The 25370-nt window shown below is 63.0% G+C and carries 16 protein-coding genes and 1 pseudogene; 9 read left to right on the top strand and 8 right to left on the bottom strand.

The genetic code is table 11. The features are described from left to right. Position 1: 1 nt before the first annotated feature. The 6 genes from IF103_RS02335 to putP all read right to left on the bottom strand — a co-directional run bounded on the left by IF103_RS02335 (position 2) and on the right by putP (position 7867). Positions 2-1405, bottom strand: coding sequence for a PIG-L deacetylase family protein (locus IF103_RS02335; protein ID WP_023378416.1), 1404 nt, complete (start codon positions 1403-1405; stop codon positions 2-4). Then, a complete protein-coding gene (locus IF103_RS02330; RefSeq protein ID WP_023378415.1) occupies positions 1402-2298 on the bottom strand; it encodes an antimicrobial resistance protein Mig-14 in 897 nt (298 codons plus the stop codon). Before IF103_RS02330 ends, IF103_RS02335 begins: the two co-directional genes overlap by 4 nt. Further along, complete coding sequence (locus IF103_RS02325) at positions 2298-3428, bottom strand: glycosyltransferase (protein WP_202675835.1); 1131 nt, start codon at positions 3426-3428, stop codon at positions 2298-2300. The genes IF103_RS02330 and IF103_RS02325 overlap by 1 nt, the downstream gene beginning before the upstream one ends. Next, positions 3412-5169, bottom strand: coding sequence for a carbamoyltransferase family protein (locus IF103_RS02320; protein WP_023378413.1), 1758 nt, complete (start codon positions 5167-5169; stop codon positions 3412-3414). Before IF103_RS02320 ends, IF103_RS02325 begins: the two co-directional genes overlap by 17 nt. 229 nt (positions 5170-5398) lie before the next feature. Continuing rightward, positions 5399-6235 (bottom strand): 23S rRNA (adenine(2030)-N(6))-methyltransferase RlmJ, encoded by an 837-nt coding sequence (locus tag IF103_RS02315; protein ID WP_023378412.1) that lies wholly within the window; start codon positions 6233-6235, stop codon positions 5399-5401. A 153-nt stretch (positions 6236-6388) separates the two neighbouring features. Further along, positions 6389-7867 (bottom strand): sodium/proline symporter PutP, encoded by a 1479-nt coding sequence (putP, locus tag IF103_RS02310; RefSeq protein WP_023378411.1) that lies wholly within the window; start codon positions 7865-7867, stop codon positions 6389-6391. A gap of 355 nt (positions 7868-8222) precedes the next feature. On the opposite strand from putP, the gene putA reads away from it, so the two are divergent. Together putA and IF103_RS02300 are read left to right on the top strand one after the other, a co-directional pair. Further along, positions 8223-12176: a trifunctional transcriptional regulator/proline dehydrogenase/L-glutamate gamma-semialdehyde dehydrogenase gene (gene putA, locus IF103_RS02305; protein ID WP_023378410.1), complete on the top strand. Its 3954-nt coding sequence runs from the start codon at positions 8223-8225 to the stop codon at positions 12174-12176. 502 nt (positions 12177-12678) lie between these two features. Next, a complete protein-coding gene (locus tag IF103_RS02300; protein WP_023378409.1) occupies positions 12679-14481 on the top strand; it encodes an acyl-CoA dehydrogenase in 1803 nt (600 codons plus the stop codon). Between the two features lie 48 nt (positions 14482-14529). Here IF103_RS02300 and IF103_RS02295 read toward each other — a convergent pair whose 3' ends face one another. Then, the gene (locus IF103_RS02295; RefSeq protein WP_202675834.1) at positions 14530-14979 is read right to left on the bottom strand and encodes a hypothetical protein; all 450 of its coding nucleotides are present in this window, start codon (positions 14977-14979) and stop codon (positions 14530-14532) included. Then, complete coding sequence (locus IF103_RS02290) at positions 14980-15693, bottom strand: hypothetical protein (RefSeq protein ID WP_202675833.1); 714 nt, start codon at positions 15691-15693, stop codon at positions 14980-14982. 126 nt (positions 15694-15819) lie between these two features. On the opposite strand from IF103_RS02290, the pseudogene IF103_RS25265 reads away from it, so the two are divergent. The 7 genes and pseudogenes from IF103_RS25265 to yccS all read left to right on the top strand — a co-directional run. Further along, positions 15820-15936 (top strand): annotated as a pseudogene (locus tag IF103_RS25265) (hypothetical protein); the annotation flags it as partial. Positions 15937-15967: 31 nt separating this feature from the next. Then, on the top strand, positions 15968-17410 hold the full coding sequence (locus IF103_RS02285) for a TldD/PmbA family protein (protein ID WP_027907948.1): 1443 nt from the start codon (positions 15968-15970) through the stop codon (positions 17408-17410). Next, positions 17410-18729 (top strand): TldD/PmbA family protein, encoded by a 1320-nt coding sequence (locus IF103_RS02280; RefSeq protein WP_023378402.1) that lies wholly within the window; start codon positions 17410-17412, stop codon positions 18727-18729. Before IF103_RS02285 ends, IF103_RS02280 begins: the two co-directional genes overlap by 1 nt. Positions 18730-18840: 111 nt before the next feature. Continuing rightward, on the top strand, positions 18841-20268 hold the full coding sequence (mdtD, locus tag IF103_RS02275) for a multidrug transporter subunit MdtD (RefSeq protein ID WP_023378401.1): 1428 nt from the start codon (positions 18841-18843) through the stop codon (positions 20266-20268). 112 nt (positions 20269-20380) lie between these two features. Beyond that, on the top strand, positions 20381-21718 hold the full coding sequence (gene dbpA / locus IF103_RS02270) for an ATP-dependent RNA helicase DbpA (protein WP_238346403.1): 1338 nt from the start codon (positions 20381-20383) through the stop codon (positions 21716-21718). Between the two features lie 121 nt (positions 21719-21839). Beyond that, entirely contained in the window at positions 21840-23021 is a 1182-nt protein-coding gene (locus tag IF103_RS02265; RefSeq protein ID WP_023378398.1) for a BaiN/RdsA family NAD(P)/FAD-dependent oxidoreductase, read from the top strand. A gap of 134 nt (positions 23022-23155) precedes the next feature. Beyond that, positions 23156-25339 (top strand): YccS family putative transporter, encoded by a 2184-nt coding sequence (gene yccS / locus IF103_RS02260; protein ID WP_104883024.1) that lies wholly within the window; start codon positions 23156-23158, stop codon positions 25337-25339. Positions 25340-25370: the final 31 nt, after the last annotated feature.

Below are 25370 nucleotides of genomic sequence, written 5' to 3'. Positions count from 1 at the left end.
GTTACAGCTCACGCCGCCAGAACAGTTCATGCCGGCGCACGGCCTTACGGAAGAATTCGTTCTCCCCGTAGGGCGATGGACGGCGCCCGGCCAGCCAGCGCTGCAGCAGCCGACGCACACGTCGCTTGAACGGCGCGGGCGGTTGCAGGTCGTGCATCATGCCCAGGGCCATCGCCTTGTCGCGCTGAGTTGCCACGTCCAGCACCAGGCTGCAAGGCGCCCAGGCTTGGTCGGCGCTCAGCTGCGGCGGCAAGGCTACGCCATCGCCACTGTCCCCCATCGGCCAGCGGTCGTTGTCGTGCAGATGGTTGGCGTAGCACAGCAGGGTCTGCGGTTGCCACGCCAGGCCCTGCAAGGCCTCCAGCACAGCAGCCTGGGCACAGATATGGTCTGGATGAGGGTCGAGTTGCGGATGCGGCATCACCAGCACCTCGGGCCTGGCCAGCTCCAACAGGGCACGCAGGTCGGCCAGCAGGTTGTTCCAGGTCGGCCGGCCATCGCTGTCGGCCGGCAACGGGAACGGGTTGAACTGGCGAAACGGGCGAATATCGACCATCTCGGCTTCACGGGAAACAGCTGGCTGATCGGGCGCGGCCTGCATGGCGGGCAATTGCAGGCAGAAATAACCCAGCTGGACGCAGCGAGACTCCGGAACGCCGGCCCAACGCGGTACGGCAATGCTGTCCCAGGCGCGCAGGCGACCCTTCAACCGCGCCGCCTCGGCACCGCTCATTCCCATCCGCTGGTAATGCTCGGCTTCGATCTCGCCTGCAGTCAGCGTCACCACCCAGGTTTCGTCAGCCTGGCTGTAGAGTCCATAGGCCGCCAGCTCGGCGTCATCGGCGTGGGGAGCGATGACCATCACCCGGCGACGCTGCAGCTCGACGCTGGGGGTTATCCACAGCCGTGGCTCGCCCTGCAGCCGGCAGCAACGTCCGCGCAACCGCAATTTCCCTGCCTGTAGCGGGGCAGCAAGGCCGGTAAGGTTGAGAAAACGCACGCCATCGACGCCACGCTCGAATGCCTGGCTGTCCTGCCCTCCGTCGCTGAACAGTTCGACACGCGGGTCGAGGAAGCGCCCGAGCCAGCGGCTCTTGACGCGCACTTGCAGCACCAAGGTTTCATCGCCATTCAGTGCGGCGTCGGTGCGCAGCGTGCCACCTTGCAGGCTGGCCTTTGCCTCGCGGGTCTGGTCACCGAAGCGATAGACGTAGTCTTCCCCCGGGGTATAGAACAGGTGGTCGGCGAACCAAGCCTCATGGGCCGCCCACAGGACAGGCAACAGCAGCAGCGCCAGCCACCACCAGGTCAGCCAGCCCAAGGCCAGCAAGAGCCCGAGGCTGGCCAGCAGGCCAAGGCGTTTGTTGCGCCGGTGACGCTTGAGCAACTGCTGCTTGCGGCTCATACCTGGAACACCGGCACGGGGTTGCACCAGCGGTCCTTGTACTCGCGGTCGGCGCGCCCGAACGAGAAACGCAGTGGCTTGTTGCGCGCCTGTGCGTCGTCCCAGGCCGCCTGGGTATTGAGGAAGCTCAACACACTACCGGGGCTGAAGGCCTTGGTTTCGGGATCGACGCCGCCGTTGATGTACTCGACGCTGACCCACTCCGGCGCCTCGACCCGATACACCAACTGGATCGCAATAGCATTGCCATCCAGCATCAGCACCGAGCCGATCAGCAGCTCGCGAAGACGCTCCAGCACCTCGGCCATGTGCGCCGCACCGGTGGCCGGGAAGCCCCAGCGCCGCTGGAACAGGTCGCAGTACATGGCGGCGATGTCGCTGGCGCTGAAGTCGCCGATCGGGCGTACCACACCGCCCGCCTCTTCCAACAGGCGCAGCTCGCGGCGCTGGTTGTAGCGAAATTTCTTCGACAGGTCTTCGTGTGCCCGCGCCATAGCCAGTTGCTCTGGTTGCGCCTTGAGGCCGATGAACCGCCCCTGGTTGAGCTCGGACAAATAACGCCCGGCATGACGCAACGGGGCTCCTGCCTGCGCGGCGGCAGGCAGGATGATCTCGGCATTGCCCAGGTCGAAAAGGCCTTTCTTGCCGGCACGTTTGAGCACGTCCTTGGACAGCGCCAGGTGTCGCCCCCAGGTGGGGATGGCGGCCTTGAGCTCACCGCCCTGCTGCCAGCCCAGGTAACGCACGGGAATTCGCGCCAATTGGGCCAACTGCTCGACCACCAGCGGATGCGTCGCGACGCTTCCCCCGTACCGCCCCCAGACTTCGGCATAGGTTGCAGCGTCGATGGCCTGCCAGCCACGCTCGCGAAACGCTTGAATATGATTGAGCATCACGCCTGCGCCACCATCGCACGCACCTGCGGCAACTGCCAGAAGGCCTCACGCACGGCCGCGTCGGAGAAACGCTCGTGCAGGCGCTCAAGCATGTGTCCGGCGCAGGCCTGGCGTTGCTGCGCATCCAGCTGCGCCATGTGCTGCAGGCCCTGCGCCAGCTGCGCAGCATCGCCCAGCGTGAACAGCACGCCCACGCCCTCGACCACTTCGCGGGCACCGCCGCAGGCCGTGGCCAGCACCGGCACCCCGGCAACCATGGCTTCGAGCAGGACCATGCCGAAAGGCTCGTGGTCAGAGCTCAGGGCAAAAACATCGAACGCCTTGAAATAACAGCGAGCGTTCGGCACCTGGCCCAGGAAATCCACCTGGCCGGCGACCCCCAACTCGCCGGCCAGCGCCTTGAGCTTACCCTCCAGACGCCCTTGCCCCAGTATGGCCAGCCGCGATCCGGCGGGCAGCCCTGGCAGTGCCTGGGCAAAGCCTCGCAGCAAGGTCGCCTGGTCCTTGTCTGGATGCAGCCGGCCAACGTTGCCGACGACCCAGGCCTGCGCATCCAGGCCCAAGGCCTCGCGGGCTTGGGCTCGGGGCACGAGCGAGGCCTGCAAGGCTTGGATGTCGATTCGGTTGTAGAGCGTCTGGATACGCTCAGCCGGCCACTGTGGCAAGCAACGGCGCATGTCGTCACGCACGGCATCGGACACACCGAGCAGGCTCAAGCGCTTGCTGAACAGGTTGGCGAACAGCCGACGACCTTTGCGCTCATAGTCACCGAAGGCATGGTGCACGCCGATCACCGGCAACCCTGTGCCCAGCAACGCAATATAGATCGGCTTGAAGCGGTGGGCGATGCAGAAACTGAATTCGCGCTCGGCGGCAATCCGGCGCAATGCGCGGATAGCCCCGAGCTTCAGGCCACGCACGGCCTTGGAGCTGAACTCCAGGAACAGCACCTCGTCCGACGCACAGCCAGCGGCAACCTGCGGGTCGGCGGCGCCGGTGAGGAACACCGTGGTGACTTTGTAGCCGGTGCCCTGGAACAGGCTGGCGTACTGACGGGCACAGTCGAGGAACGGCCCGTCATAGCCATGGCAGAACTGCAGGACGCGCAGGTCAGAGCGGCTGATCATACGGGGCCGCACCGTCCTTGACGACCAGGATGTCTTCCATGATCAGGTACTGCAGGTCCGAGCCGAAGAACATGTTCAAGGCATCGGTCGGCGAGCAGATCATGGGTTCGCCACGACGGTTCAACGAGGTGTTCAGCGACACACCGTTGCCAGTCAGGTCTTCCAGGGCCTTCATCATGTCGTAGTAACGCGGGTTGTACTCGCGCTTGAGCACCTGGGCACGGGAGGTGCCGTCCTCGTGGACCACTTCCGGCACACGGGTCTTCCACTCTTCGGCCACTTCGAAGGTGAAGGTCATGAACGGCGCTGGGTGATCGACCTTGATCATCTGCGGTGCCACGGTGTCGAGCATCGACGGGCAGAAAGGTCTCCAGCGTTCGCGGAACTTGATCTGCTCGTTGATGCGGTCGGCCACGCCCGGCACGCTTGGGCAGCCGATGATGGAACGGCCGCCCAGGGCACGCGGACCGAACTCCATCCGGCCCTGGAACCAGGCCACCGGGTTGCCGTCGACCATGATCTTGGCGATGCGCTGCGGCATGTCGTCGATCTTGCGCCACTTCGGCGCGCTCGGGTGACGGGCACAGGCGGCGATCACGTCCTCGTTGGAGTAGGACGGGCCGAGGTAGACGTGTTCCATCTTCTCGACCGGCACGCCCCGGGCATGGGAAACATAGGCTGCGGCACCCACGGCGGTACCGGCGTCGCCGGAAGCCGGCTGGACGAACAGCTCCTTGACGTCGGGGCGAGCGATGATTTTCTGGTTGAGCTTGACGTTCAGCGCGCAGCCGCCGGCGAAAGCGAGCTTGCCGGTCTGCTTGAGGGTGTCGCCCAGGTAGTAGTCGATCATCTGCAGGGCGATTTTCTCGAACAGCGCCTGCATGCTGGCCGCGTAGTGAATGTACGGCTCGTCGGCGATATCGCCTTCACGCTTCGGCCCCAGCCACTCGATGAGCTTCGGCGAGAAGTAGAAGCCTTTGCCCTTCTCTTTATAGCGGCGCAGGCCGATGACGTTGGCGTACTCGGTGTTGATCACCAGTTCGCCATTCTCGAAGCTGGCCAGGCGGGAGAAGTCGTACTTGCTGGCATCGCCGTACGGCGCCATGCCCATGACCTTGAACTCGCCGTCGAGCATTTCGAAACCGAGGAACTCGGTGATCGCGCCATACAGGCCGCCCAGCGAGTCCGGATCGAAGAACTCCTTGATCTTGTGGATCTTGCCGTTTTCGCCGTAGCCAAAGAAGGTGGTGGCGTACTCGCCCTTGCCGTCGATGCCGAGGATCGCGGTTTTTTCCTTGAAGCCCGAGCAGTGGTAGGCACTGGAAGCGTGCGCCAGGTGGTGTTCGACGGGTTCGATCTTGACCTTTTTCGGGTCGAAGCCGAGTTGTTCCAGGCACCAGACGATCTTCTTGCGGTAGCGCTTGTAGCGACGGTTGCCCATCAGGATGGCGTCGAGCGCGCGGTCCGGGGCGTACCAATAGCGCTTGGCATAGTGCCAGCGGGCCTTGCCGAACAGGCTGATCGGGGCGAACGGAATGGCCACCACGTCCACATCGGACGGTTTGATGCCAGCCTGCTCCAGGCAGAACTTCGCCGACTCGTAGGGCATGCGGTTCTTCGCATGCTTGTCACGCACGAAGCGCTCTTCTTCGGCGGCGGCAATCAGTTTGCCGTCGATGTACAGGGCCGCGGAAGGGTCATGGCTAAGGGCGCCGGACAGGCCAAGAATCGTCAATGCCAAGGGACTAGCCTCTTCATTCGGTAGAGATGCGCCAGCGGCCTCATAGGCGGGTGGCGGCTAAAAGGCGGGATTATAACGCAAACAGCATGGCCTGCACGGTCGTTGTAGGGGCGGCCTTGTGTCGCGAAAGGGCCGCCGACGCGCGCCGAGCTCACTGCGGGATTGGCGGGGGTGTCGTGCAAGCCTTTCGCGACACAAGGCCGCCCCCACAGTGAAACATGCCGATCGGTTATTCAGCGATCAGCCAGTCCATACGATAGCTGCCCGCGGTTTGGGCCAGCTCCTTGGCCAGCCATGGCAGCAGCTCCTTGAGCTCTTCCTCCAGGCCCCATGGCGGGTTGGCGATAGCCAGGCCGGAGCCGTTGAGCCCCTGCGGGCTGTCCTGGTGATGCACGTACAGCTCGACCCGCAGCAGCTTCGGCGCGCCGGTGCTGGTCAGGTCCTGATAGAAGCGGGTCAGCGAGCGCTGGTCCTTGATCGGGTACCAGATGGCCGCGACGGTCTGGCGCATGCGGCCGATGGCCTCTTTCATCGCCACGGTACAACGCTTGAGCTCGTCAGCCTGCTCGAATGGCGGATCGATCAGCATGATCGCGCGCTTTTCCTGTACCGGCAGCAATGCCCGCGGCACATGCCAACCCTCACCCAGGTGCACGACCACACGCGGGTCTTTCTTCATGTTTTCCTTGAGCAGCGGACCGTCTTCAGGGTGCTTCTCGTTGAGCAGCGCACGGTCCTGCTGGCGCATCAGGCGCCGGGCCAGCTCAGGCGAACCGGGGTAGTAACGCAGCTCGCCATCGGCATTCAGGCGTTTGATGATGCGCAGGTAATCGGCGGTCGCTGCCGGCAGGTCATCGCGATTCCACAGCCGGGCGACGCCTTCGAGATACTCGCCGGTGCGGGTAGCCTGGTCGCCTTGCAGGTCATACAGCCCAAGGCCGGCGTGGGTGTCGATATAGGCGAACGGCTGTTCCTTGCGCGACATCAGGGCGATGAGGCGAGTCAGCACGATGTGCTTGAGGACGTCGGCGTGGTTGCCGGCGTGGAAGGCGTGACGATAGTTCATGGCAACTCCTGCGGGGGCGGCAAGTTTACCTTGCCTTGCGGGCGGAGTCAGGCCCGGCAGCCGATCGGTGGCCAGCCTTCGCCGGCAGGCCGACTCCTGCAGGGGACGCAGGAGCCGGCTTGGCGGCGCAGGACTACACCGAGTCAGCAGGCATTACTTGCCAGCGTGATACGCGGCATCAGCCTTCTCGAAGCAAGTGACCATGCTCTTCGACGGGCTGCCCAGCTTGCTCACCAACAGGATGGCGAGGGTGGCGAACAGGAAGCCTGGAATGATTTCGTACAGACCCAGACCTACATAGTTCTTCCACAGGATCACGGTGAGTGCACCGACCACGATGCCAGCCAGCGCGCCGTTACGGGTCATGCCTTTCCACAGCACCGAGATCAGAACGACCGGACCGAACGCGGCGCCGAAGCCTGCCCAGGCGTATGCCACCAGGCCCAGCACGCGGTTTTCCGGATTGGACGCCATGGCGATGGCGATCAGGGCAACGGCCAGCACCATCAGGCGACCGACCCAGACCAGTTCCTTCTGGGACGCATTCTTGCGCAGGAACGATTTGTAGAAGTCTTCGGTCAGCGCACTGGAGCACACCAGCAGCTGGCAGCTCAGGGTGCTCATCACCGCCGCCAAAATGGCCGACAGCAGCACACCGGCGATCCAAGGGTTGAACAGGATCTTGGCCAGCTCGATGAATACGCGCTCGTGGTTTTCGGTGACCGGGCCTGCCAGCTCAGGGTGAGCCGAGAAGTAGGCGATGCCGAAGAAGCCGACGGCGCAGGTACCGGCCAGGCACAGGATCATCCAGGTCATCGAAATGCGACGGGCGTTGGCGATGGACTTGACCGAATCGGCTGCCATGAAGCGTGCCAGGATGTGCGGCTGGCCGAAGTAGCCCAGGCCCCAACCCATCAGCGAGATGACACCGATGAAGGTCGCACCGCGGAACATGTCGAAGTTCGCCGGGTTCTGCGCCTCGATGGCCAGGAAGGTGGTATCGAAGCCGCCAGTGGAGATCAGCACGATGATCGGGGTGAGGATCAGCGCGAAGATCATCAGCGAAGCCTGCACGGTGTCGGTCCAGCTCACTGCCAGGAAGCCGCCGACGAAGGTGTAGGCGATGGTCGCGGCAGCACCGGCCCACAGTGCAGTCTCGTAGGACATGCCGAAGGTGCTTTCGAACAGACGGGCGCCCGCAACGATGCCGGAGGCGCAATAGATGGTGAAGAACACCAGGATCACGATGGCCGAGATGACTCGCAGCAGACCGCTGTTGTCCTCGAACCGGCTCGAGAAATAGTCCGGCAGGGTCAGCGCATCGCCGTTGTACTCGGTCTGCACACGCAGACGACCGGCGACGAACAGCCAGTTGAGGTAGGCACCGATGGTCAGACCAATGGCGATCCAGGCTTCGGAAAGACCTGCGAAGTAGATGGCGCCCGGCAGGCCCATCAGCAGCCAGCCGCTCATGTCGGAAGCGCCGGCGGAAAGCGCGGTAACCACGCTGCCCAGGCTACGACCGCCAAGGATGTAGTCGGAAAGGTTCTTGGTGGAGCGATAGGCGGCGAAGCCGATCAGCACCATTGCCGCGATGTAGATCACGAAGGTGATCGTTAGTGGATTGCCCATGCGTGTGCCCTGGCGTTTGTTTTTATCTCATGCGCAACCGTAGCGAGACGGTTGCACCCAGGCGGCGAATCCTATGCAACAACGCAAAGTGGGTGCAACCATTTTTCACTTGCAAGTTGCACCTGCCCGAGCGTTTTCAGAGAAAGCCGATTTCTTGCTCCCTTTTGGAGCAAAAACCCCGTTTTTCAGAAGAAAATGCACCAGGAACGCCTCATTTTCGGATGCCAAGCACCCGACCGGACGAGTTGCACCTTTTCCCGAAAAAATTCGGGTTGCACCTGGTTGCACCCGGAAACACCTACGGATACTCTTGGCACAGCTTAGGCCACAGCCGTGGCAATAACGAGGATAAGAAATGGCGACGACCACCCTTGGGGTCAAACTCGACGACCCGACCCGTGAGCGACTCAAAGCAGCTGCGCAGTCCATCGACCGCACGCCGCATTGGTTGATCAAGCAAGCGATCTTCAACTATCTGGAGAAGCTAGAGGGTGGCGCCACCCTGACCGAACTCAACGGTCATGCCAGCAACCTGGCGGACGAAGCTGGCGAAGTCCAGCCCGACCACGTCCACCAGTGCTTCCTCGAGTTCGCCGAGAGCATCCTGCCGCAATCGGTACTGCGCTCGGCCATCACTGCCGCCTATCGCCGTCCGGAGCAGGAAGTCATTCCGATGCTGCTGGAGCAGGCTCGCCTGAGCGCAGCGCAAGCCGAAGCCACCAACAAGATGGCCGCCGGCATCGCTGAAAAATTGCGTAACCAGAAGAGCGCTGGAGGCCGTGCCGGTATCGTCCAGGGCCTGCTGCAGGAGTTTTCGCTGTCGTCCCAGGAGGGCGTAGCCCTGATGTGCCTGGCCGAAGCCCTGCTGCGCATCCCTGACAAAGGCACTCGCGACGCCCTGATCCGCGACAAGATCAGTACTGGCAACTGGCAGCCGCACCTGGGCAACAGCCCGTCGCTGTTCGTCAATGCCGCCACCTGGGGCCTGCTGCTGACCGGCAAGCTGGTCAGCACCCACAACGAATCCGGCCTGACCTCCTCGCTCACCCGCATCATCGGCAAGAGCGGCGAACCGATGATCCGCAAGGGCGTCGACATGGCCATGCGCCTGATGGGTGAGCAGTTCGTCACCGGTGAAACCATCGCCGAAGCCCTGGCCAACGCCAGCCGTTTCGAGTCCAAAGGTTTCCGCTATTCCTACGACATGCTCGGCGAAGCCGCACTGACCGAGCACGATGCGCAGAAATACCTGGCGTCCTACGAACAAGCCATTCACTCGATCGGCAAGGCCTCCCATGGCCGCGGCATCTATGAAGGCCCGGGCATCTCCATCAAGCTGTCGGCCCTGCACCCACGCTACAGCCGCGCCCAGTACGAGCGCGTGATGGAAGAGCTGTACCCGCGCCTGCTGTCACTGACCCTGCTGGCCAAGCAGTACGACATCGGCCTGAACATCGACGCCGAAGAAGCCGACCGCCTCGAACTGTCCCTCGACCTGCTCGAGCGCCTGTGCTTCGAGCCGTCGCTGGCAGGCTGGAACGGTATCGGTTTCGTTATCCAGGCCTATCAGAAGCGCTGCCCGTACGTGATCGACTACGTCATCGACCTGGCCAAGCGCAGCCGTCACCGCCTGATGATCCGACTGGTGAAAGGCGCCTACTGGGACAGCGAGATCAAGCGCGCCCAAGTGGAAGGCCTGGAAGGCTACCCGGTCTATACCCGCAAGGTGTACACCGACGTTTCCTACATCGCCTGTGCCCGCAAGCTGCTGTCGGTGCCAGAAGCCATCTACCCGCAGTTCGCCACCCACAACGCCCACACCCTGTCGGCCATCTACCACATCGCCGGCCAGAACTACTATCCGGGCCAGTATGAGTTCCAGTGCCTGCACGGCATGGGCGAGCCGCTGTACGAGCAGGTGGTCGGCAAGATCTCCGAAGGCAAGCTCAACCGCCCGTGCCGCGTCTATGCACCGGTCGGTACGCACGAAACGCTGCTGGCCTACCTGGTACGTCGTCTGCTGGAAAACGGCGCCAACACCTCGTTCGTCAACCGCATTGCCGACCACTCGATCTCGATCCAGGAACTGGTCGCCGACCCAGTCGCCAGCATCGAGCGCATGGCCACTCAGGAAGGCAGCATCGGCCTGCCACACCCGCGCATCCCGCTGCCGCGTGATCTGTACGGCACCGAGCGAGCCAACTCCGCCGGTATCGACATGGCCAACGAACATCGCCTGGCGTCGCTGTCCTGCGCCATGCTGGCCACCGCTCACAACGACTGGAAAGCCGCCCCGCTGCTGGCCTGCGCCGCCAGCGAAAGCACTGCCGCGCCGGTACTGAACCCAGCCGACCATCGTGACGTGGTCGGTCACGTTCAGGAAGCCACGGTTGCCGACGTAGACAACGCCATCCAGTGCGCGCTCAATGCCGGGCCGATCTGGCAGGCCACTCCACCGGCCGAACGCGCGGCGATCCTCGAACGCACCGCCGACCTGATGGAAGCCGAGATCCAGCCGCTGATGGGCCTGCTCATCCGCGAAGCCGGCAAGACCTTCGCCAACGCCATCGCCGAAGTGCGCGAGGCGGTGGACTTCCTGCGCTACTACGCAGTACAGGCACGCAACGACTTCAGCAACGACGCCCACCGCCCACTGGGCCCGGTGGTGTGCATCAGCCCGTGGAACTTCCCGCTGGCGATCTTCACCGGCCAAGTGGCCGCGGCGCTGGCTGCCGGTAACCCGGTGCTGGCCAAGCCGGCCGAGCAAACCCCGCTGATCGCAGCCCAGGCCGTGCGTCTGCTGCTGGAAGCCGGCATTCCGGAAGGCGTGCTGCAACTGCTGCCAGGCCGCGGTGAAACCGTCGGCGCCGGCCTGGTCGGTGACGAGCGCGTCAAGGGTGTCATGTTCACCGGCTCCACCGAAGTTGCTCGCCTGCTGCAACGCAACGTCGCCGGTCGCCTGGACAACCAGGGCCGCCCAATTCCGCTGATCGCCGAAACCGGTGGCCAGAACGCAATGATCGTCGACTCTTCGGCCCTGACCGAACAGGTGGTGATCGACGTGGTGTCCTCGGCCTTCGACAGTGCTGGCCAGCGTTGCTCGGCCCTGCGGGTCCTGTGCCTGCAGGAAGACTCCGCTGACCGCGTGATCGAGATGCTCAAGGGCGCCATGGCCGAAAGCCGCCTGGGCAACCCGGACCGCTTGGCCGTGGACATCGGCCCGGTGATCGACGCCGAGGCCAAGGCTGGCATCGAGAAGCACATCCAGGGTATGCGCGAGAAAGGTCGCTCGGTCTACCAGGTCGCCATCGCCAACGCCGAGGAATGCAAGCGCGGCACCTTCGTCATGCCGACCCTGATCGAACTGGAGAGCTTCGACGAGCTCAAGCGCGAGATCTTTGGTCCTGTGCTGCACGTCGTGCGCTACAACCGCCGCAACCTCGACCAGCTGATCGAGCAGATCAATGCTTCCGGCTATGGCCTGACCCTCGGCGTGCATACCCGTATCGACGAGACCATCGCCAAGGTGGTCGAGACCGCTAACGCTGGCAACATGTACGTCAACCGCAACATCGTCGGCGCGGTGGTGGGTGTACAGCCATTCGGTGGCGAAGGCCTGTCCGGCACCGGCCCGAAAGCGGGCGGCCCGCTGTACCTGTATCGCCTGCTGTCGACCCGTCCGGCCGATGCCATTGCCCGTCACTTCCAGCATCAGGATGGCGAAGGCAAGCCGGACCGCACCTTGCACGAACAGCTGACCAAGCCGCTGCACAGCCTCAAGGCCTGGGCAGACAGCAACCAGCTGAGCGATCTGGCCGCCCTCTGCGAGCAGTTCGCCGCGCAGTCGCAAAGCGGTATCTCCCGCGTCCTGCCAGGACCGACTGGCGAGCGCAACAGCTACACCATCCTGCCACGCGAGCACGTGCTGTGCCTGGCGGACAACGAAGCGGACCTGCTGGCTCAGTTGGCTGCAGTGCTGGCGGTCGGCAGCTCGGCGGTGTTCCAGGATGGCGAGCCGGCCAAGAGCCTGCGCGCCCGCCTGCCGAAAGAGCTGCAGGCCAAGGTCAAGCTGGTGGCTGACTGGAACAAGGACGAAGTGGCCTTCGATGCAGTCCTCCATCATGGCGACTCGGACCAGCTGCGCGGCATTTGCCAACAGGTGGCCAAGCGTGCCGGTGCGATCGTCGGCGTTCACGGGCTGTCCAGCGGCGACCATCAGATTGCGCTGGAGCGATTGGTGATCGAGCGCGCGGTAAGTGTGAACACCGCAGCGGCGGGCGGTAACGCCAGCTTGATGACCATTGGCTGATTGGGCTGATGCGAAAAGGAAGGAGAGCTTAGGCTCTCCTTTTTTTTTGGCTGGCGTTCAGGTAATGCATATGGCGATGCTTCAGGGGGGTTCGACGTAGGCGTTGCAGTGGCCGTGAGATCGAGCGCCGCCCGCGCGGCGCATCGCGAGCAAGGCTCGCTCCTACGTTTGTTTCGGGCCAATTATTCCTGTGATATTGGCGCGCGACCGCTTTGGTGAACGGCGCGATATCGAGTCGTCCAAACAAGACGGTCGCGCGCGTCTGCCACTGGCGTTACTGGCCCGAAACAGACGTAGGAGCGAGCCTTGCTCGCGATGCGCCGCGCGGGCGGCGCTCGATCTCAAGACCCCAGCCAAACCAACGACAAGCACCTGCCCGCCATCACGCCTTCCATCCAGCTGCCGCTCCGCCTTCTTCTCCCATATCACCAACACCAATAACCCTGTCCCTACCAAAACAGCAGCCCTAGACTCGCCCCAAGCCCGTCCAAGGACCGCCACCATGCCCGAGACCCTGCTCAGCCCACGCAACCTTGCCTTCGAACTCTACGAAGTCCTCGACGCCGAGGCCCTGACCCAGCGCCCGCGCTTCGCCGAGCACAGCCGCGAGACTTTCGACGCGGCGCTCACCACCGCCCGTACCATCGCCGAAAAGTTCTTCGCCCCACACAACCGCAAAGGCGACGAGCACGAGCCGCGCTACGTGGATGGCCGCGCGGAATTGATCCCGGACGTGAAACCGGCCGTCGATGCGTTTCTGGAAGCCGGCTTCCTCAACGCCAACCGTGACTTCGAAGTGGGCGGCATGCAGCTGCCAAGCCTGCTCTCGCAGGCCTGCTTCGCCCATTTCCAGGCCGCCAACGCTGGCACCACGGCCTACCCGTTCCTGACCATGGGTGCGGCCAACCTGATCGAAAGCTTCGGCACCGAGGAACAGAAACGCCTGTTCCTCCAGCCGATGATCGAGGGCCGCTACTTCGGCACCATGGCCCTGACCGAACCCCACGCGGGCTCGTCGCTGGCCGACATCCGCACCCGCGCCGAACCTGCTGGCGACGGCAGCTACCGCATCAAGGGCAACAAGATTTTCATTTCCGGCGGCGATCACGAACTGTCGGAAAACATCGTGCACATGGTCCTGGCCAAACTGCCGGATGCGCCCCCCGGAGTGAAGGGCATCTCGCTGTTCATCGTGCCCAAGTACCGGGTCAACGAAGATGGCAGCCGCGGCGCGCGCAACGATGTACTGCTGGCCGGGCTGTTCCACAAGATGGGCTGGCGCGGCACCACGTCCACTGCACTGAACTTCGGTGACAACGGCGCGTGCGTCGGCTACCTGATCGGCCAGCCACACCAAGGCCTGGCGTGCATGTTCCAGATGATGAATGAAGCTCGCATCGGCGTGGGCATGGGTGCGGTGATGTTGGGTTATGCAGGCTACCTGTACTCACTGGAATACGCCCGCCAGCGGCCACAAGGACGACTGCCGGACAACAAAGATCCTCAGAGCCCGGCAGTGCCGATCATCGCTCACACTGATGTCAGGCGCATGCTGCTGGCACAGAAAGCTTATGTCGAGGGTGCCTTCGACCTCGGCCTGTATGCCGCGCGGCTGTTCGATGACACTCAAACCGCCAGCGACGACGCAGCACGCCGCCAGGCCCACGAACTGCTCGACCTGCTGACGCCCATCGTCAAGTCATGGCCTTCGCAGTTCTGCCTCAAGGCCAACGAACTGGCCATCCAGATTCTCGGCGGCCACGGCTACACCCGCGAATACCCGGTCGAGCAGTACTACCGCGACAACCGCCTGAATCCGATCCACGAAGGCACCCACGGCATCCAGTCACTCGATTTGCTGGGCCGCAAGCTCGCGCAAAACGGTGGCTCCGGGCTCAAGCAGCTGGTCCGTCTGATCGCCGCCACTGCCGAGCGCGCCAGCCACCACCCGAGCCTCGACGCGCTGCGCCAACCTCTCGAGCAGCTGGTCAATCGGCTGCAAGCCGTGACCCTTGCCTTGCTCGGCGATTTGGCCCAGGGCAAGGTCGCAGGAGCCTTGGCCAACTCGGCGCTGTACCTCAAGGCCTTCGGCCACTGCGTCATTGGCTGGCGCTGGCTGGAGCAGGCAATTCATGCCGAGCTGGGCTTGATCAAGGGCACCGAAGCGGACCGCGACTTCTACCTCGGCAAGCTGCAAGCCGCTCGTTATTTCCTGACCTGGGAACTGCCGCCCTGCCATAATGACCTGGCATTGCTCGAGGTACGCGACGACACCTGCCTCGCCATGCAAGACGGGTGGTTCTAAAGGGGGAGCCACCGAGAACACGGTGGCTCATACCAACTCGACTCCCCGTTATGTGATGCTTCCTGTGGAGGGTGCAGATTCTTTGAAAAACCACAGGCTCCAGACCTTTGCGAGCTCGCTAGCAACCACAAGTGCAATCCCTACAACTGAGCCCTGCGAAAAATGAGGAGCCATATAATAAAACAGCACCGATGTAGAAGGTACGAACAGCAATAACCTAAATGGCAACTGCAGCCAAACCAAGCGTTCACCCCACCGACTCCTGCGCAAGAGCAAGATACCACTTGCAGCAATGGACAACTGCAAACACCACCCCAGCGTTATGAATACAGCGGCATAGCTGCCGTGATCATCAATGATCCTCAACGCACTCAGCGCGTCTGAGAAAAAGGGGAGCCGATCTTGCAGCACACTCTTCGCCACATAGTTCAACATATACAGTGCATCCAAGGCGCCCCATCCCCACCACACGTACTTCCTCGCTACCCTCTCATCCATTTAATGCTTCCGTTCGAAAATAATATTGGGCGTCACCGGCACCCAATACCATGACAGGCCTTTCACCGCCCAATTGTCATCCGACTCCACATACTTCTGAACCGTTTTTTTCAGAGTGCCATAACGGTAAACCGCAGAGCCCGACTCGAAGTGCTGCTCGTCATCCGCCAGTCTAGTCCATTCATGTGTGAGTGTACGGCTAGTATTTGCCCAGCCCTTACCATCCGAAAAAATCATACTTCCTTCATTGGCAATCGTGCCGGTTCTATTCGAGGCTATTGCCAATATGTTCCACAACGCCTCATTATCGATCACTTTTAACAACCACTTTCCTGGCCCGCTGGTTTCCGTTGGGTTCGATCCTGCTGAAAAAACCTCTGCCCGTGCACTGTCTGTCACTGACTCCAAATAATTTTGGCCATGAGAGCTGTGCAGGGGCCAAAACTCAGCCCTTTTAGGCTTGAATGGACTGATTGGCTCTGAACACGCTAGCAACCAATCACCATCACCGACTTTTTTTAGAGTGATATTTTTGGCGTACTCAAATAAGCACTCATGGGGCGAAAATCCGCACTCTTGGATTAGCTCATGCAGCCCCGGCAAATCGTCCGGCCTTAACAAGGATTCGGACACACGATAAACGGCAAAGAAAGGCGTTTCGAAGCGAAATGAACAGTGAACGTCCGCTTTCGAGCGAGGAATGAGAAGTATCATGTGGAAACCAATTGATCAAAAAATCCATCAAGCTCCCACTCCACAAAAAGGTTAGCCAGCCAATTCCTGATAGCGCGTAGGGCTTTTCTCTTTTCTCTGCGCTGTAGCGGCGTGAGCCGGCTCAGCAAGCTGCAAGCCGCTCGTTATTTCCTGACCTGGGAACTGCCGCCCTGCCATAATGACCTGGCATTGCTCGAGGCACGCGACGACACCTGCCTCGCCATGCAAGACGGGTGGTTCTAGGGGGAGCCACCGTGCCAACGGAGGTTTCCGCATGTTCGATTCCGGCGCCCTGCTGCGTCAGCGCTTCGCCGCGCTGCGCAGTACGGCCGAGTTGTTTTCCCTGCGTCATGTAAAGCAGTCGCACCAGTCACTTTCCGTACGTCGCAACGTGGCCGAGCCGCCGCTCTTCAGCCAGGACGAAGGTGCCATGCTCAGCGTCCGGCTCAATGGCGTCGAGGCCTACGCGGCCACCGCCGACCTGTCTCAGGTGGGCCTGCAGCGGGCGTTGGAGCAGGCCGAGGCACTGGCCCGGCAAATTGCTGCGCACAGCCTGCTCGACCTGCGCGAACAACCAGTCGCCTGCGCACGCCACGATCACATCTCGCCCAACTACGACCAGTCGCTGCCGAGCCTTGCCGACTGCCTGGATCTGCTCGCCGACGAGTCGGCCAGCGTACCCAAGGACAGCCGCCTGGTGGACTGGCAGGCGAGCCTTGGCCTTAGCCTGGTCGAGCAAACCTTCCTGAACTCTGCCGGTGCCGAGCTGCGCCATGCCCAACGCTTCCTGTTCCCTGGGCTGAGCGTGACCGCCAGCGATGGCCAGGACAGCCAAAGCCGGAGCCTGGGCCGCGAGAACTTTGGCCAGCAAGGGGGCTTCGAAATCATCGAGCGCTGCGGCCTGGTTGGCGCGGCCCGCCGTGTTGCCGATGAAGCGCTGCAATTGCTGCTGGCGCCCAATACCCCCAGCGGGCCACGTGACCTGCTGCTGATGCCTGACCAGATGATGCTGCAGATTCACGAGTCCATCGGCCATCCGCTGGAAATGGACCGAATCCTGGGTGACGAACGCAACTACGCCGGCACCAGCTTCGTCAAGACCACTGATTTCGGTCACCTGCAATACGGCTCGACGCTGCTGAACGTGACCTTCGATCCCACCATCGGCGAAGAACTGGCCAGCTACAGCTTCGATGACGACGGCACCGAAGCCAGCAAGCAATTCCTGATTCGCGACGGCCTGTTGCTGCGCCCGCTGGGCGGCGCCCTGTCGCAGTTCCGCTCCGGCCTCGATGGCGTGGCCAACAGCCGGGCATGCGGCTGGAACCGCGCACCCATCGACCGCATGGCCAACCTCAACATCGAGCCAGGCGACCAGTCGCTCGAACAACTGATCCAGGGCATCGAGCATGGCATCCTGATGCGCACCAATCGCTCATGGTCCATTGACGACGCACGCAACAAGTTCCAGTTCGGCTGCGAATGGGGCCAGTTGATCGAGAACGGCGAGCTCAAGGGCATCGTCAAGAACCCCAATTACCGCGGCATCTCCGCGCAGTTCTGGCGTAACCTCTCGGCGGTCGGCGACCGTAGTACTTTCCAGGTTCTCGGTACGCCCAACTGCGGCAAGGGCGAACCCAACCAAGTGGTACGGGTCGGCCATGCTTCGCCAGCCTGCGTATTCCGCCAGATCGACGTATTCGGGGGAGACGCCTGATGAAACGCACTTTCGAAGCCCTGGTCGGCGCGGTGCGCAGCGCCCTGCAACCGGGCGAGCAGTTCACGCTCGGCTATGGCGCCGAGCAGTCGCAATTCGTGCGTTTCAACCACGCCAGGGTGCGCCAGGCCGGCGAAGTCAGCCAGGCCAGCGCGCAGATGCGGCTGATTCGCGACGGCCGCCAGGCGGAACAGCACGTGACGTTGAGTGGTGACGCCCAGCTTGACCAACAGCGCCTGTTCGACGCTCTCGCACAACTGCGCCAGACCTTGCCACTGTTGGCAGTCGACCCCTACCTGCGCCTGGACGAAAACGCCTGGAACAGCCACAGCCTGCAGGAGCAGTCACTTCCGGAACTGAGCGAAGTACTGGCCCTGCTCGACCGGGAGGCCGGCGACCTGGATCTGGTCGGCATCTACGCCGCCGGGCCGATCTACCGAGGTTTTGCCAGCTCGTTCGGGGCTTTCGGCTGGCACCAGGCCAACAGTTTCAACTTCGACTGGAGCCTGTTCCACGCAAACGGCCAGGCCGTGAAGTCCAACTATGCAGGACAGGTCTGGAGCGCCGATGACTTCACCGCCCGCCTGCGCCAGGCACGCGAGCAGTTGGGCTTCCTCGGTCGCCCAGCGATTAACCTCGAACCTGGCAGCTACCGTGCATACCTGGCGCCCGCCGCCATGGACGAAATCGCCAGCATGCTGTGCTGGGGAGGCTTTTCGGCCCAGGCCCTGGCTACCGGTAACAGCCCCCTGCAGCGCCTTTACAACGGGGATGCCAGGCTGAGTCCGCTGGTCAGCTTCACGGAGCAAGTCAGCGGTTCACTGAGCCCGGCATTTTCCGATGAGGGCTCGCCGCGCATGGACGTGCCATTGATCCAGCAAGGCGAGGCGTTGCAGCGGCTGATCAGTGCGCGCAGTGCAGCCGAGTTCGAAGGGGTGGCCAATGGGGCCGACAGCCATGAATCGCCATGCGCGCTGAGCATGGCTGCAGGAAACCTGTCCCGCTCGGAGGTTCTCCAACGGCTTGGCACTGGTCTGTACATCAGCAACCTCTGGTACCTGAATTACTCGGACTTGCCGGCAGCACGCATGACCGGGCTGACCCGCTTCGCCACGTTCTGGGTGGAAGACGGCAAGATCCAGGGACCGGTGAGCACCATGCGTTTCGATGACAGCCTGTTCAACCTGCTGGGTAGCCAACTGCAGGACCTGACCCGCGAGCGCGAAATGATCCTGTCGACCAGCACCTATGGACAGCGCAGTACCGGGTCGAGTCATTTACCAGGGGCGCTGGTCAAAAGCCTGACCCTGACATTGTGATAGGCATTAGCGGCCTCTTCGTGGGCAAGCCCGTACCTGAGGGTAGTGCACAGCATCCGGTGCATTACCGGTATGCCCGCGAAGCGGCCGGCACAGACAAAAGAGGACGTCATGCCTGATCGTGCACCGATGGACCCCGTCACCGCCCGCTGGATCCCCTGGGTGGTGGCCATCGCCTTTTTCATGCAGTCCCTGGACGGCACCATCCTCAACACCGCCCTGCCGGCCATGGCCCGCTCGCTGCAGGAGGACCCGTTGCGCATGCAGGGCGTGATCATCTCCTACATGCTGACCGTGGCCTTGCTGATTCCAGCCTCGGGCTGGATCGCCGACCGTTTCGGTACCAAGCACATTTTCTTCAGCGCCATCTTGCTGTTCAGCTTCGGCTCGCTGCTGTGCGCCGCCGCCAACAGCCTGGGTTTCCTGATTTTCGCCCGCGTCGTGCAAGGCCTGGGGGGCGCGCTGATGCTGCCGGTCGGCAGGTTGGTGGTGCTGCGTGCCTATCCGCGCTCAGAGCTGGTGCGGATCATGAGCTTCATCACCATCCCCGGCCTGCTCGGCCCGCTGCTGGGCCCAACCCTGGGCGGCTGGCTGGTAGAAATCCTGAGCTGGCACTGGATCTTCCTGCTCAACCTGCCGGTAGGGGCAATCGGTTGCCTGGCGGTGTGGAAATTCATCCCCGACCTGCGCGGCGCCGAGCGTACCTCCTTCGACACGCCCGGCTTCATCCTGTTTGGCGCAGCGATGGTGCTGATCACCATCGCCATGGAAGGCCTGGGCGAGCTGCATTTGCCGCACCTGCGGGTGATGCTGTTGCTGTTCGCCGGCATGGCCTGCCTGGCCGCCTACTGGCTGCGCGCCGGGCGCGACCCACAGCCGCTGTTTTCGCCCAGCCTATTCCGCGTGCGTACATTCGCCATCGGCATCCTTGGCAACCTGTTCGCACGCCTGGGTAGCGGCGCCCTGCCCTTCCTGGTGCCGTTGCTGCTGCAGGTCGCTCTAGGCTACTCGCCGTCCCAGGCCGGCATGAGCATGATTCCGCTGGCCGCCGCAGCGATGGTGGCCAAGTCGGTCGCCAGACCGATGATCGAGCGCCTGGGCTATCGCATCGTGCTGACCGGCAATACGCTGCTGCTGGGCATGCTCCTGGCCAGCCTGGGCCTGGTCGATGAGCAGACGCCCTATGCCCTGCTGCTGGTGCAACTGGCCTTGCTCGGCGCGGTGAACTCGTTGCAGTTCACCGCCATGAACACGGTGACCCTGATCGACCTGGACGACGCCAGCGCCAGCAGCGGCAACAGCTTGTTGTCGGTGGTCGCGCAATTGTCGCTGAGCCTGGGCGTAGCCTGCGCTGGCGCCCTGCTTGGCGGCTTCACCGCGGCGGGCAGCGCCGAAGGCGTGGAAACGACACTTGGCGCCTTCCAGCTCACGTTCTTGACGGTTGGCATCATGGCCATGCTGGCCGCTGCGATCTTCCTGCAACTGGCCCCGACTGACGGAAGGCGTGCCCGTCGTCAGGAAGCCCACATGGATTCGTAGGGCGAATGGCCACGAGGCTGGTAGACTGTGCGGCATTTTTCGCTTCGCACCGCAGGCCCGCCTCGTGACCACCGAAACCACCGCCTTTGCCACTTTGCCGTTGTCCGCTGCCATGCTGGCCAACCTGGACGCCCTCGGCTACGCCTCGATGACGCCGATCCAGGCCCAGAGCCTGCCGGTCATTCTCAAGGGCCAGGACCTGATCGCCCAGGCCAAGACCGGCAGCGGCAAGACTGCCGCCTTCGGCATTGGCCTGCTCAACCCGATCAACCCGCGCTACTTCGGCTGCCAGGCCCTGGTGCTATGCCCGACCCGCGAGCTCGCCGACCAGGTGGCCAAGGAGTTGCGTCGTCTGGCCCGTGCCGAGGACAACATCAAGATCCTCACCCTGTGTGGCGGTGTTTCGCTCGGCCCGCAGATCGCTTCGCTGGAGCATGGTGCGCACATCATCGTCGGCACGCCAGGCCGGGTGCAGCAGCACCTGGACAAGGGCACCCTGGTGCTCGACGGCCTTAACACCCTGGTGCTGGACGAAGCCGACCGCATGCTCGACATGGGCTTCTTCGACGCCATCGCCAGCATCATCGGCAAGACCCCGTCGCGCCGTCAGACCCTGCTGTTCTCCGCCACCTACCCGGCAGGCATCGAGCAGTTGGCTGCCGATTTCATGCGCAAGCCACAGCAAGTGAAGGTCGAGAGCCTGCACGCCGACAACCAGATCGAGCAGCGCTTCATCGAGATCGACCCACAGCAGCGCCTGGAGGCGGTCACCCGTGTACTGGGCCACTATCGCCCGCAGTCCTGCGTGGCGTTCTGCTTCACCAAGCAACAATGCGAAGACGTGGTCGCCCACCTCACCGCCAAAGGCATCGTCGCCCAGGCGTTGCATGGTGACCTGGAGCAACGTGATCGCGATCAGGTGCTAACCATGTTCGCCAACCGCAGCAGCTCGGTACTGGTGGCCACCGACGTGGCCGCCCGAGGCCTGGATATCGACGGCCTGGACATGGTCATCAACGTTGAACTGGCCCGCGACGCGGAAATCCACGTGCACCGTGTCGGCCGGACTGGCCGTGCTGGCGAGAAAGGCATCGCCATCAGCCTGGTGGCCCCGGCTGAAGGTCACCGCGCCCAGGCCATCGAGACCCTGCAGAAGAGCCCGCTGCGCTGGGACCAGTTGGACAGCCTGAAGCACAAGGGCGGCGAGCCGTTGCTTCCGCCAATGACCACGCTGTGCATCGCGGCTGGCCGCAAGGACAAGCTGCGCCCGGGCGATATCCTGGGTGCGCTGACGGGTGACGCCGGAATTCCGGGTAAGCAGGTGGGCAAGATCGCCATCTTCGACTTCCAGGCGTTCGTGGCGGTGGAGCGTCCTCTGGCCAAGCAGGCCATGCAGCGGCTCAATAGCGGCAAGATCAAGGGACGCTCCCTGAAGGTTCGCATCCTCTAAAACCAAACGCCTATCCTGTGGGAGCGGGTTGACCCGCGAATGCGCCAGCGAATGCACCCCCGTATTCGCGGGTCAACCCGCTGCCATAGGGTTCCGTGTTTCATACCGACAGGTTTACACCGTGCATTCCACCGATGTAATCATCCTCGGCGCCGGCGCCGCCGGCCTGATGTGCGCCCAGCTCAGTGCCCGCCGAGGCCGCCGTGTGTTGCTGCTCGACCACGCCAACAAGCCAGGCAAGAAAATCCTCATGTCCGGCGGCGGGCGCTGCAACTTCACCAACATGTACACCGAGCCGTCCAACTTCCTGTCGCAGAACCCGCACTTCTGCAAGTCGGCCCTGGCCCGCTACACCCAGTGGGACTTCATCGAACTGGTGGCCAAGCATGGCGTGCCCTACCACGAGAAGAAGCTCGGCCAGCTGTTCTGCGACAACAAGTCCAGCGACATCCTCAACATGCTGCTGGCCGAGTGCGATGAAGCGGGTGCCGAACTGCGCATGGAAACGCGCATCGAGCACATCGAAAAGACCGAGCAGGGTTACCTGCTGCAGACCAGCGCCGGCCCGTTCGCCTGCCAGTCGCTGGTGATCGCCACGGGCGGGCTGTCGATCCCGACACTGGGCGCCACCGGCTTTGGTTACCAGGTGGCCCGCCAGTTCGGCCATACCCTGCTGCCGACCCGCGCCGGCTTGGTGCCGTTCACCATCACCGAGCCCCAACTCAAGGCATTGTGCAGCGAGCTTTCGGGCACCTCGCTGGACTGCACCGCCAGCTGCAACGGCACCCGTTTCCGCGAGAACCTGCTGTTCACTCACCGCGGCCTGAGCGGGCCGGCAATTCTGCAGATTTCGTCGTTCTGGGAAGCCGGCGACACGGTCGAGATCAACCTGCTGCCGGATCGTGACGCGCTGGAATGGTTGCAGCAACAGCAGACCGAGCGCGCCAACGCCGAACTGAAGACCGTGCTTGGTGAAGTTTTCACCCGCAAGCTGGCCAACCTGTTGGCCGAGCAGTGGTTCGAGTCCAAGCCCATGAAGCAGTACACCCCGGCGGAGCTTGGCCAGATCGCCGACAAGTTGTCGGCCTGGCAACTGGTGCCCGCCGGCACCGAGGGTTATCGCACCGCCGAGGTAACCCTGGGCGGCGTGGACACCCGAGAGGTGTCGTCCAAGACCATGGAGTCGCTCAAGAGCCCAGGTCTTTACTTCATCGGAGAAGTGCTGGACGTGACCGGGCACCTGGGCGGCTTCAATTTCCAATGGGCTTGGGCATCTGCTAACGCCGCGGCGCAGTTCGTGTAGAGTAGAATCCATTCAGCAGCACGGAACGCTTCTTGCTGGTCTGTGTGCGGAGTGCCGGTTTTCCGGGGCTGATGTGAACGGCCCCGATTGCCCGGCCTCGAAAGGTATTCATTCGATCACTGCCCAAGGCCATCATGTCATCGAGCTCGTTCCGCCATTCATTGCGTCGTTTGTGGGGCCAAGACAAGTTCAGCTACAGCATTCGGGTAACGATCGCCCTGACCGGCAGCATGGCCCTGTGCTGGTATCAAGACGAGATGGCACTGCTGATCCCGCTGTTCCTCGGTATCATCGCCAGCGCCCTGGCCGAAACCGATGACAGTTGGCAGGGCCGTCTCAGCGCACTGGCGGTTACCCTGGCGTGCTTCGCCATCGCCGCCCTGTCGGTCGAGTTGCTGTTCCCCTATCCCTGGATCTTCGCCGCAGCCCTGGCCCTGGCAGCCTTCAGCCTGACCATGCTCGGCGCCTTGGGCGAGCGCTACGGCGCGATCGCCTCGGCAACGTTGATTCTTTCGGTCTACACCATGATTGGCGTGGACCAGCGCGGCGGCCAGGTAACCGATTTCTGGCACGAACCACTGCTGCTGGTGGCAGGCGCCGCCTGGTATGGTCTGCTGTCGGTTTTGTGGCAGGCACTGTTTTCCAACCAGCCGGTGCAACAGAGTCTGGCCAAGTTATTCCGTGAACTGGGGCACTACCTTAAGCTCAAGGCCAATCTGTTCGAGCCCATCCGCAACCTCGACGTGGAGGCCCGGCGACTGGAACTGGCCCAGCAGAACGGCAAGGTCGTAGCGGCCTTGAACGCAGCCAAGGAAATCATTCTGCACCGGGTAGGCAACAGCCAGCCGAACTCCAAGCTCAGCCGCTACCTGAAGCTGTACTTCCTGGCACAAGACATTCACGAGCGGGTCAGCGCCTCGCACTACCCCTACAATGCCCTGGCCGAGGCGTTCTTCCACAGTGACGTCATGTTCCGCTGCCAGCGCCTGCTGCGCCAGCAGGGTTCGGCGTGCCAGGAGCTGTCGCGCTCGATCCGCCTGCGCCAGCCCTTCGTCCTGGACACTGGCTTTGCCGAAGCACTGGAAGACCTCAACGCCTCACTGGAGCACTTGCGCATCCAGAGCAACCCGGCCTGGCGTGGGCTGCTGCGCTCATTGCGTGCGCTGGCGGCCAACCTTGCCACCCTTGACCGGCTTCTAGGGGCGGCAAGCAACCCGGACAGCCTTGCCGACGCCAGCGACAGCAGCCTGCTCGACCGTTCGCCACGCAACCTCAAGGACGTATGGAACCGCCTGCGGACGCAGCTTACGCCCACCTCGTTGCTGTTCCGCCATGCCCTGCGCCTGCCGTTGGCACTGTCGGTCGGCTACGGCATGGTGCACCTGATTCACCCGACCCAGGGCTACTGGATCATCCTTACCACGCTGTTCGTCTGCCAGCCCAACTACGGCGCCACGCGGCGCAAACTGGTGCAGCGGGTCATCGGCACAGCCATCGGCCTCACGGTGGGTTGGGCGTTGTTCGACCTGTTCCCCAGCCCGATCATCCAGTCAATGTTCGCCGTGGTCGCCGGCGTGGTGTTCTTCGTCAACCGCACGACCCGCTACACTTTGGCCACCGCTGCGATCACCCTGATGGTGCTGTTCTGCTTCAACCAGATCGGCGACGGTTACGGGCTGTTCCTGCCGCGTCTGTTCGATACCCTGGTGGGTAGCCTGATCGCCATTCTCGCGGTATTCCTGTTCCTTCCTGACTGGCAGGGCCGTAACCTGAACAAGGCGCTGGCCAACACCCTGTCCTGCGCCAGCGCGTACCTGCGCCAGATCATGCAGCAGTATGCCCATGGCAAGCGCGATGACCTGGCCTATCGCCTGGCGCGGCGCAATGCTCACAACGCCGATGCGGCGCTGTCCACTACCCTGGCCAACATGCTGATGGAGCCTGGGCACTTTCGCAAAGAGGCCGATGTCGGTTTCCGTTTCCTGGTGCTGTCGCATACCTTGCTCAGCTACCTCTCCGGGCTGGGTGCCCACCGCGATACGACGCTGCCGACCGAAGTCCAGGAGCAGTTGATCGAAGGTGCCGGCCAGAGCCTGGCCAGCAGCCTGGACGAAATCGCCAACGGACTGGCGGCGCGACTGCCGGTGCCGATCCATAGCGATACCGAAGAGGCCTTGGCCAACACGCTGGAGCAGATGCCGGAAGAGCTGGATGAACAACAGCGGTTGGTACAGACCCAATTGGCATTGATCTGCCGGCAATTGGGGCCGCTGCGAACGCTGGCGGCGCATCTGATCAAGGAGGGTGCACCGGGCTGATTGACCTGTACACCCTATCGCCGGCACGCCG

The organism is Pseudomonas sp. SK2, from assembly GCF_016772395.1.
GTDB classification, from domain to species: domain Bacteria; phylum Pseudomonadota; class Gammaproteobacteria; order Pseudomonadales; family Pseudomonadaceae; genus Aquipseudomonas; species Aquipseudomonas taiwanensis.
This window is presented reverse-complemented; position numbering and strand designations above follow the sequence as displayed.

Coding starts and splice junctions, on each gene's coding strand:
- IF103_RS02315 (WP_023378412.1), bottom strand. CDS start 6,235: ATGAACTATCGTCACGCCTTCCACGCCGGCAACCACGCCGACGTCCTC.
- mdtD (WP_023378401.1), top strand. CDS start 18,841: ATGCCTGATCGTGCACCGATGGACCCCGTCACCGCCCGCTGGATCCCC.
- IF103_RS02335 (WP_023378416.1), bottom strand. CDS start 1,405: ATGAGCCGCAAGCAGCAGTTGCTCAAGCGTCACCGGCGCAACAAACGC.
- dbpA (WP_238346403.1), top strand. CDS start 20,381: ATGCTGGCCAACCTGGACGCCCTCGGCTACGCCTCGATGACGCCGATC.
- IF103_RS02285 (WP_027907948.1), top strand. CDS start 15,968: ATGTTCGATTCCGGCGCCCTGCTGCGTCAGCGCTTCGCCGCGCTGCGC.
- IF103_RS02325 (WP_202675835.1), bottom strand. CDS start 3,428: ATGATCAGCCGCTCTGACCTGCGCGTCCTGCAGTTCTGCCATGGCTAT.
- putA (WP_023378410.1), top strand. CDS start 8,223: ATGGCGACGACCACCCTTGGGGTCAAACTCGACGACCCGACCCGTGAG.
- IF103_RS02300 (WP_023378409.1), top strand. CDS start 12,679: ATGCCCGAGACCCTGCTCAGCCCACGCAACCTTGCCTTCGAACTCTAC.
- yccS (WP_104883024.1), top strand. CDS start 23,156: ATGTCATCGAGCTCGTTCCGCCATTCATTGCGTCGTTTGTGGGGCCAA.
- IF103_RS02280 (WP_023378402.1), top strand. CDS start 17,410: ATGAAACGCACTTTCGAAGCCCTGGTCGGCGCGGTGCGCAGCGCCCTG.
- IF103_RS02330 (WP_023378415.1), bottom strand. CDS start 2,298: ATGCTCAATCATATTCAAGCGTTTCGCGAGCGTGGCTGGCAGGCCATC.
- IF103_RS02295 (WP_202675834.1), bottom strand. CDS start 14,979: ATGGATGAGAGGGTAGCGAGGAAGTACGTGTGGTGGGGATGGGGCGCC.
- IF103_RS02290 (WP_202675833.1), bottom strand. CDS start 15,693: ATGATACTTCTCATTCCTCGCTCGAAAGCGGACGTTCACTGTTCATTT.
- putP (WP_023378411.1), bottom strand. CDS start 7,867: ATGGGCAATCCACTAACGATCACCTTCGTGATCTACATCGCGGCAATG.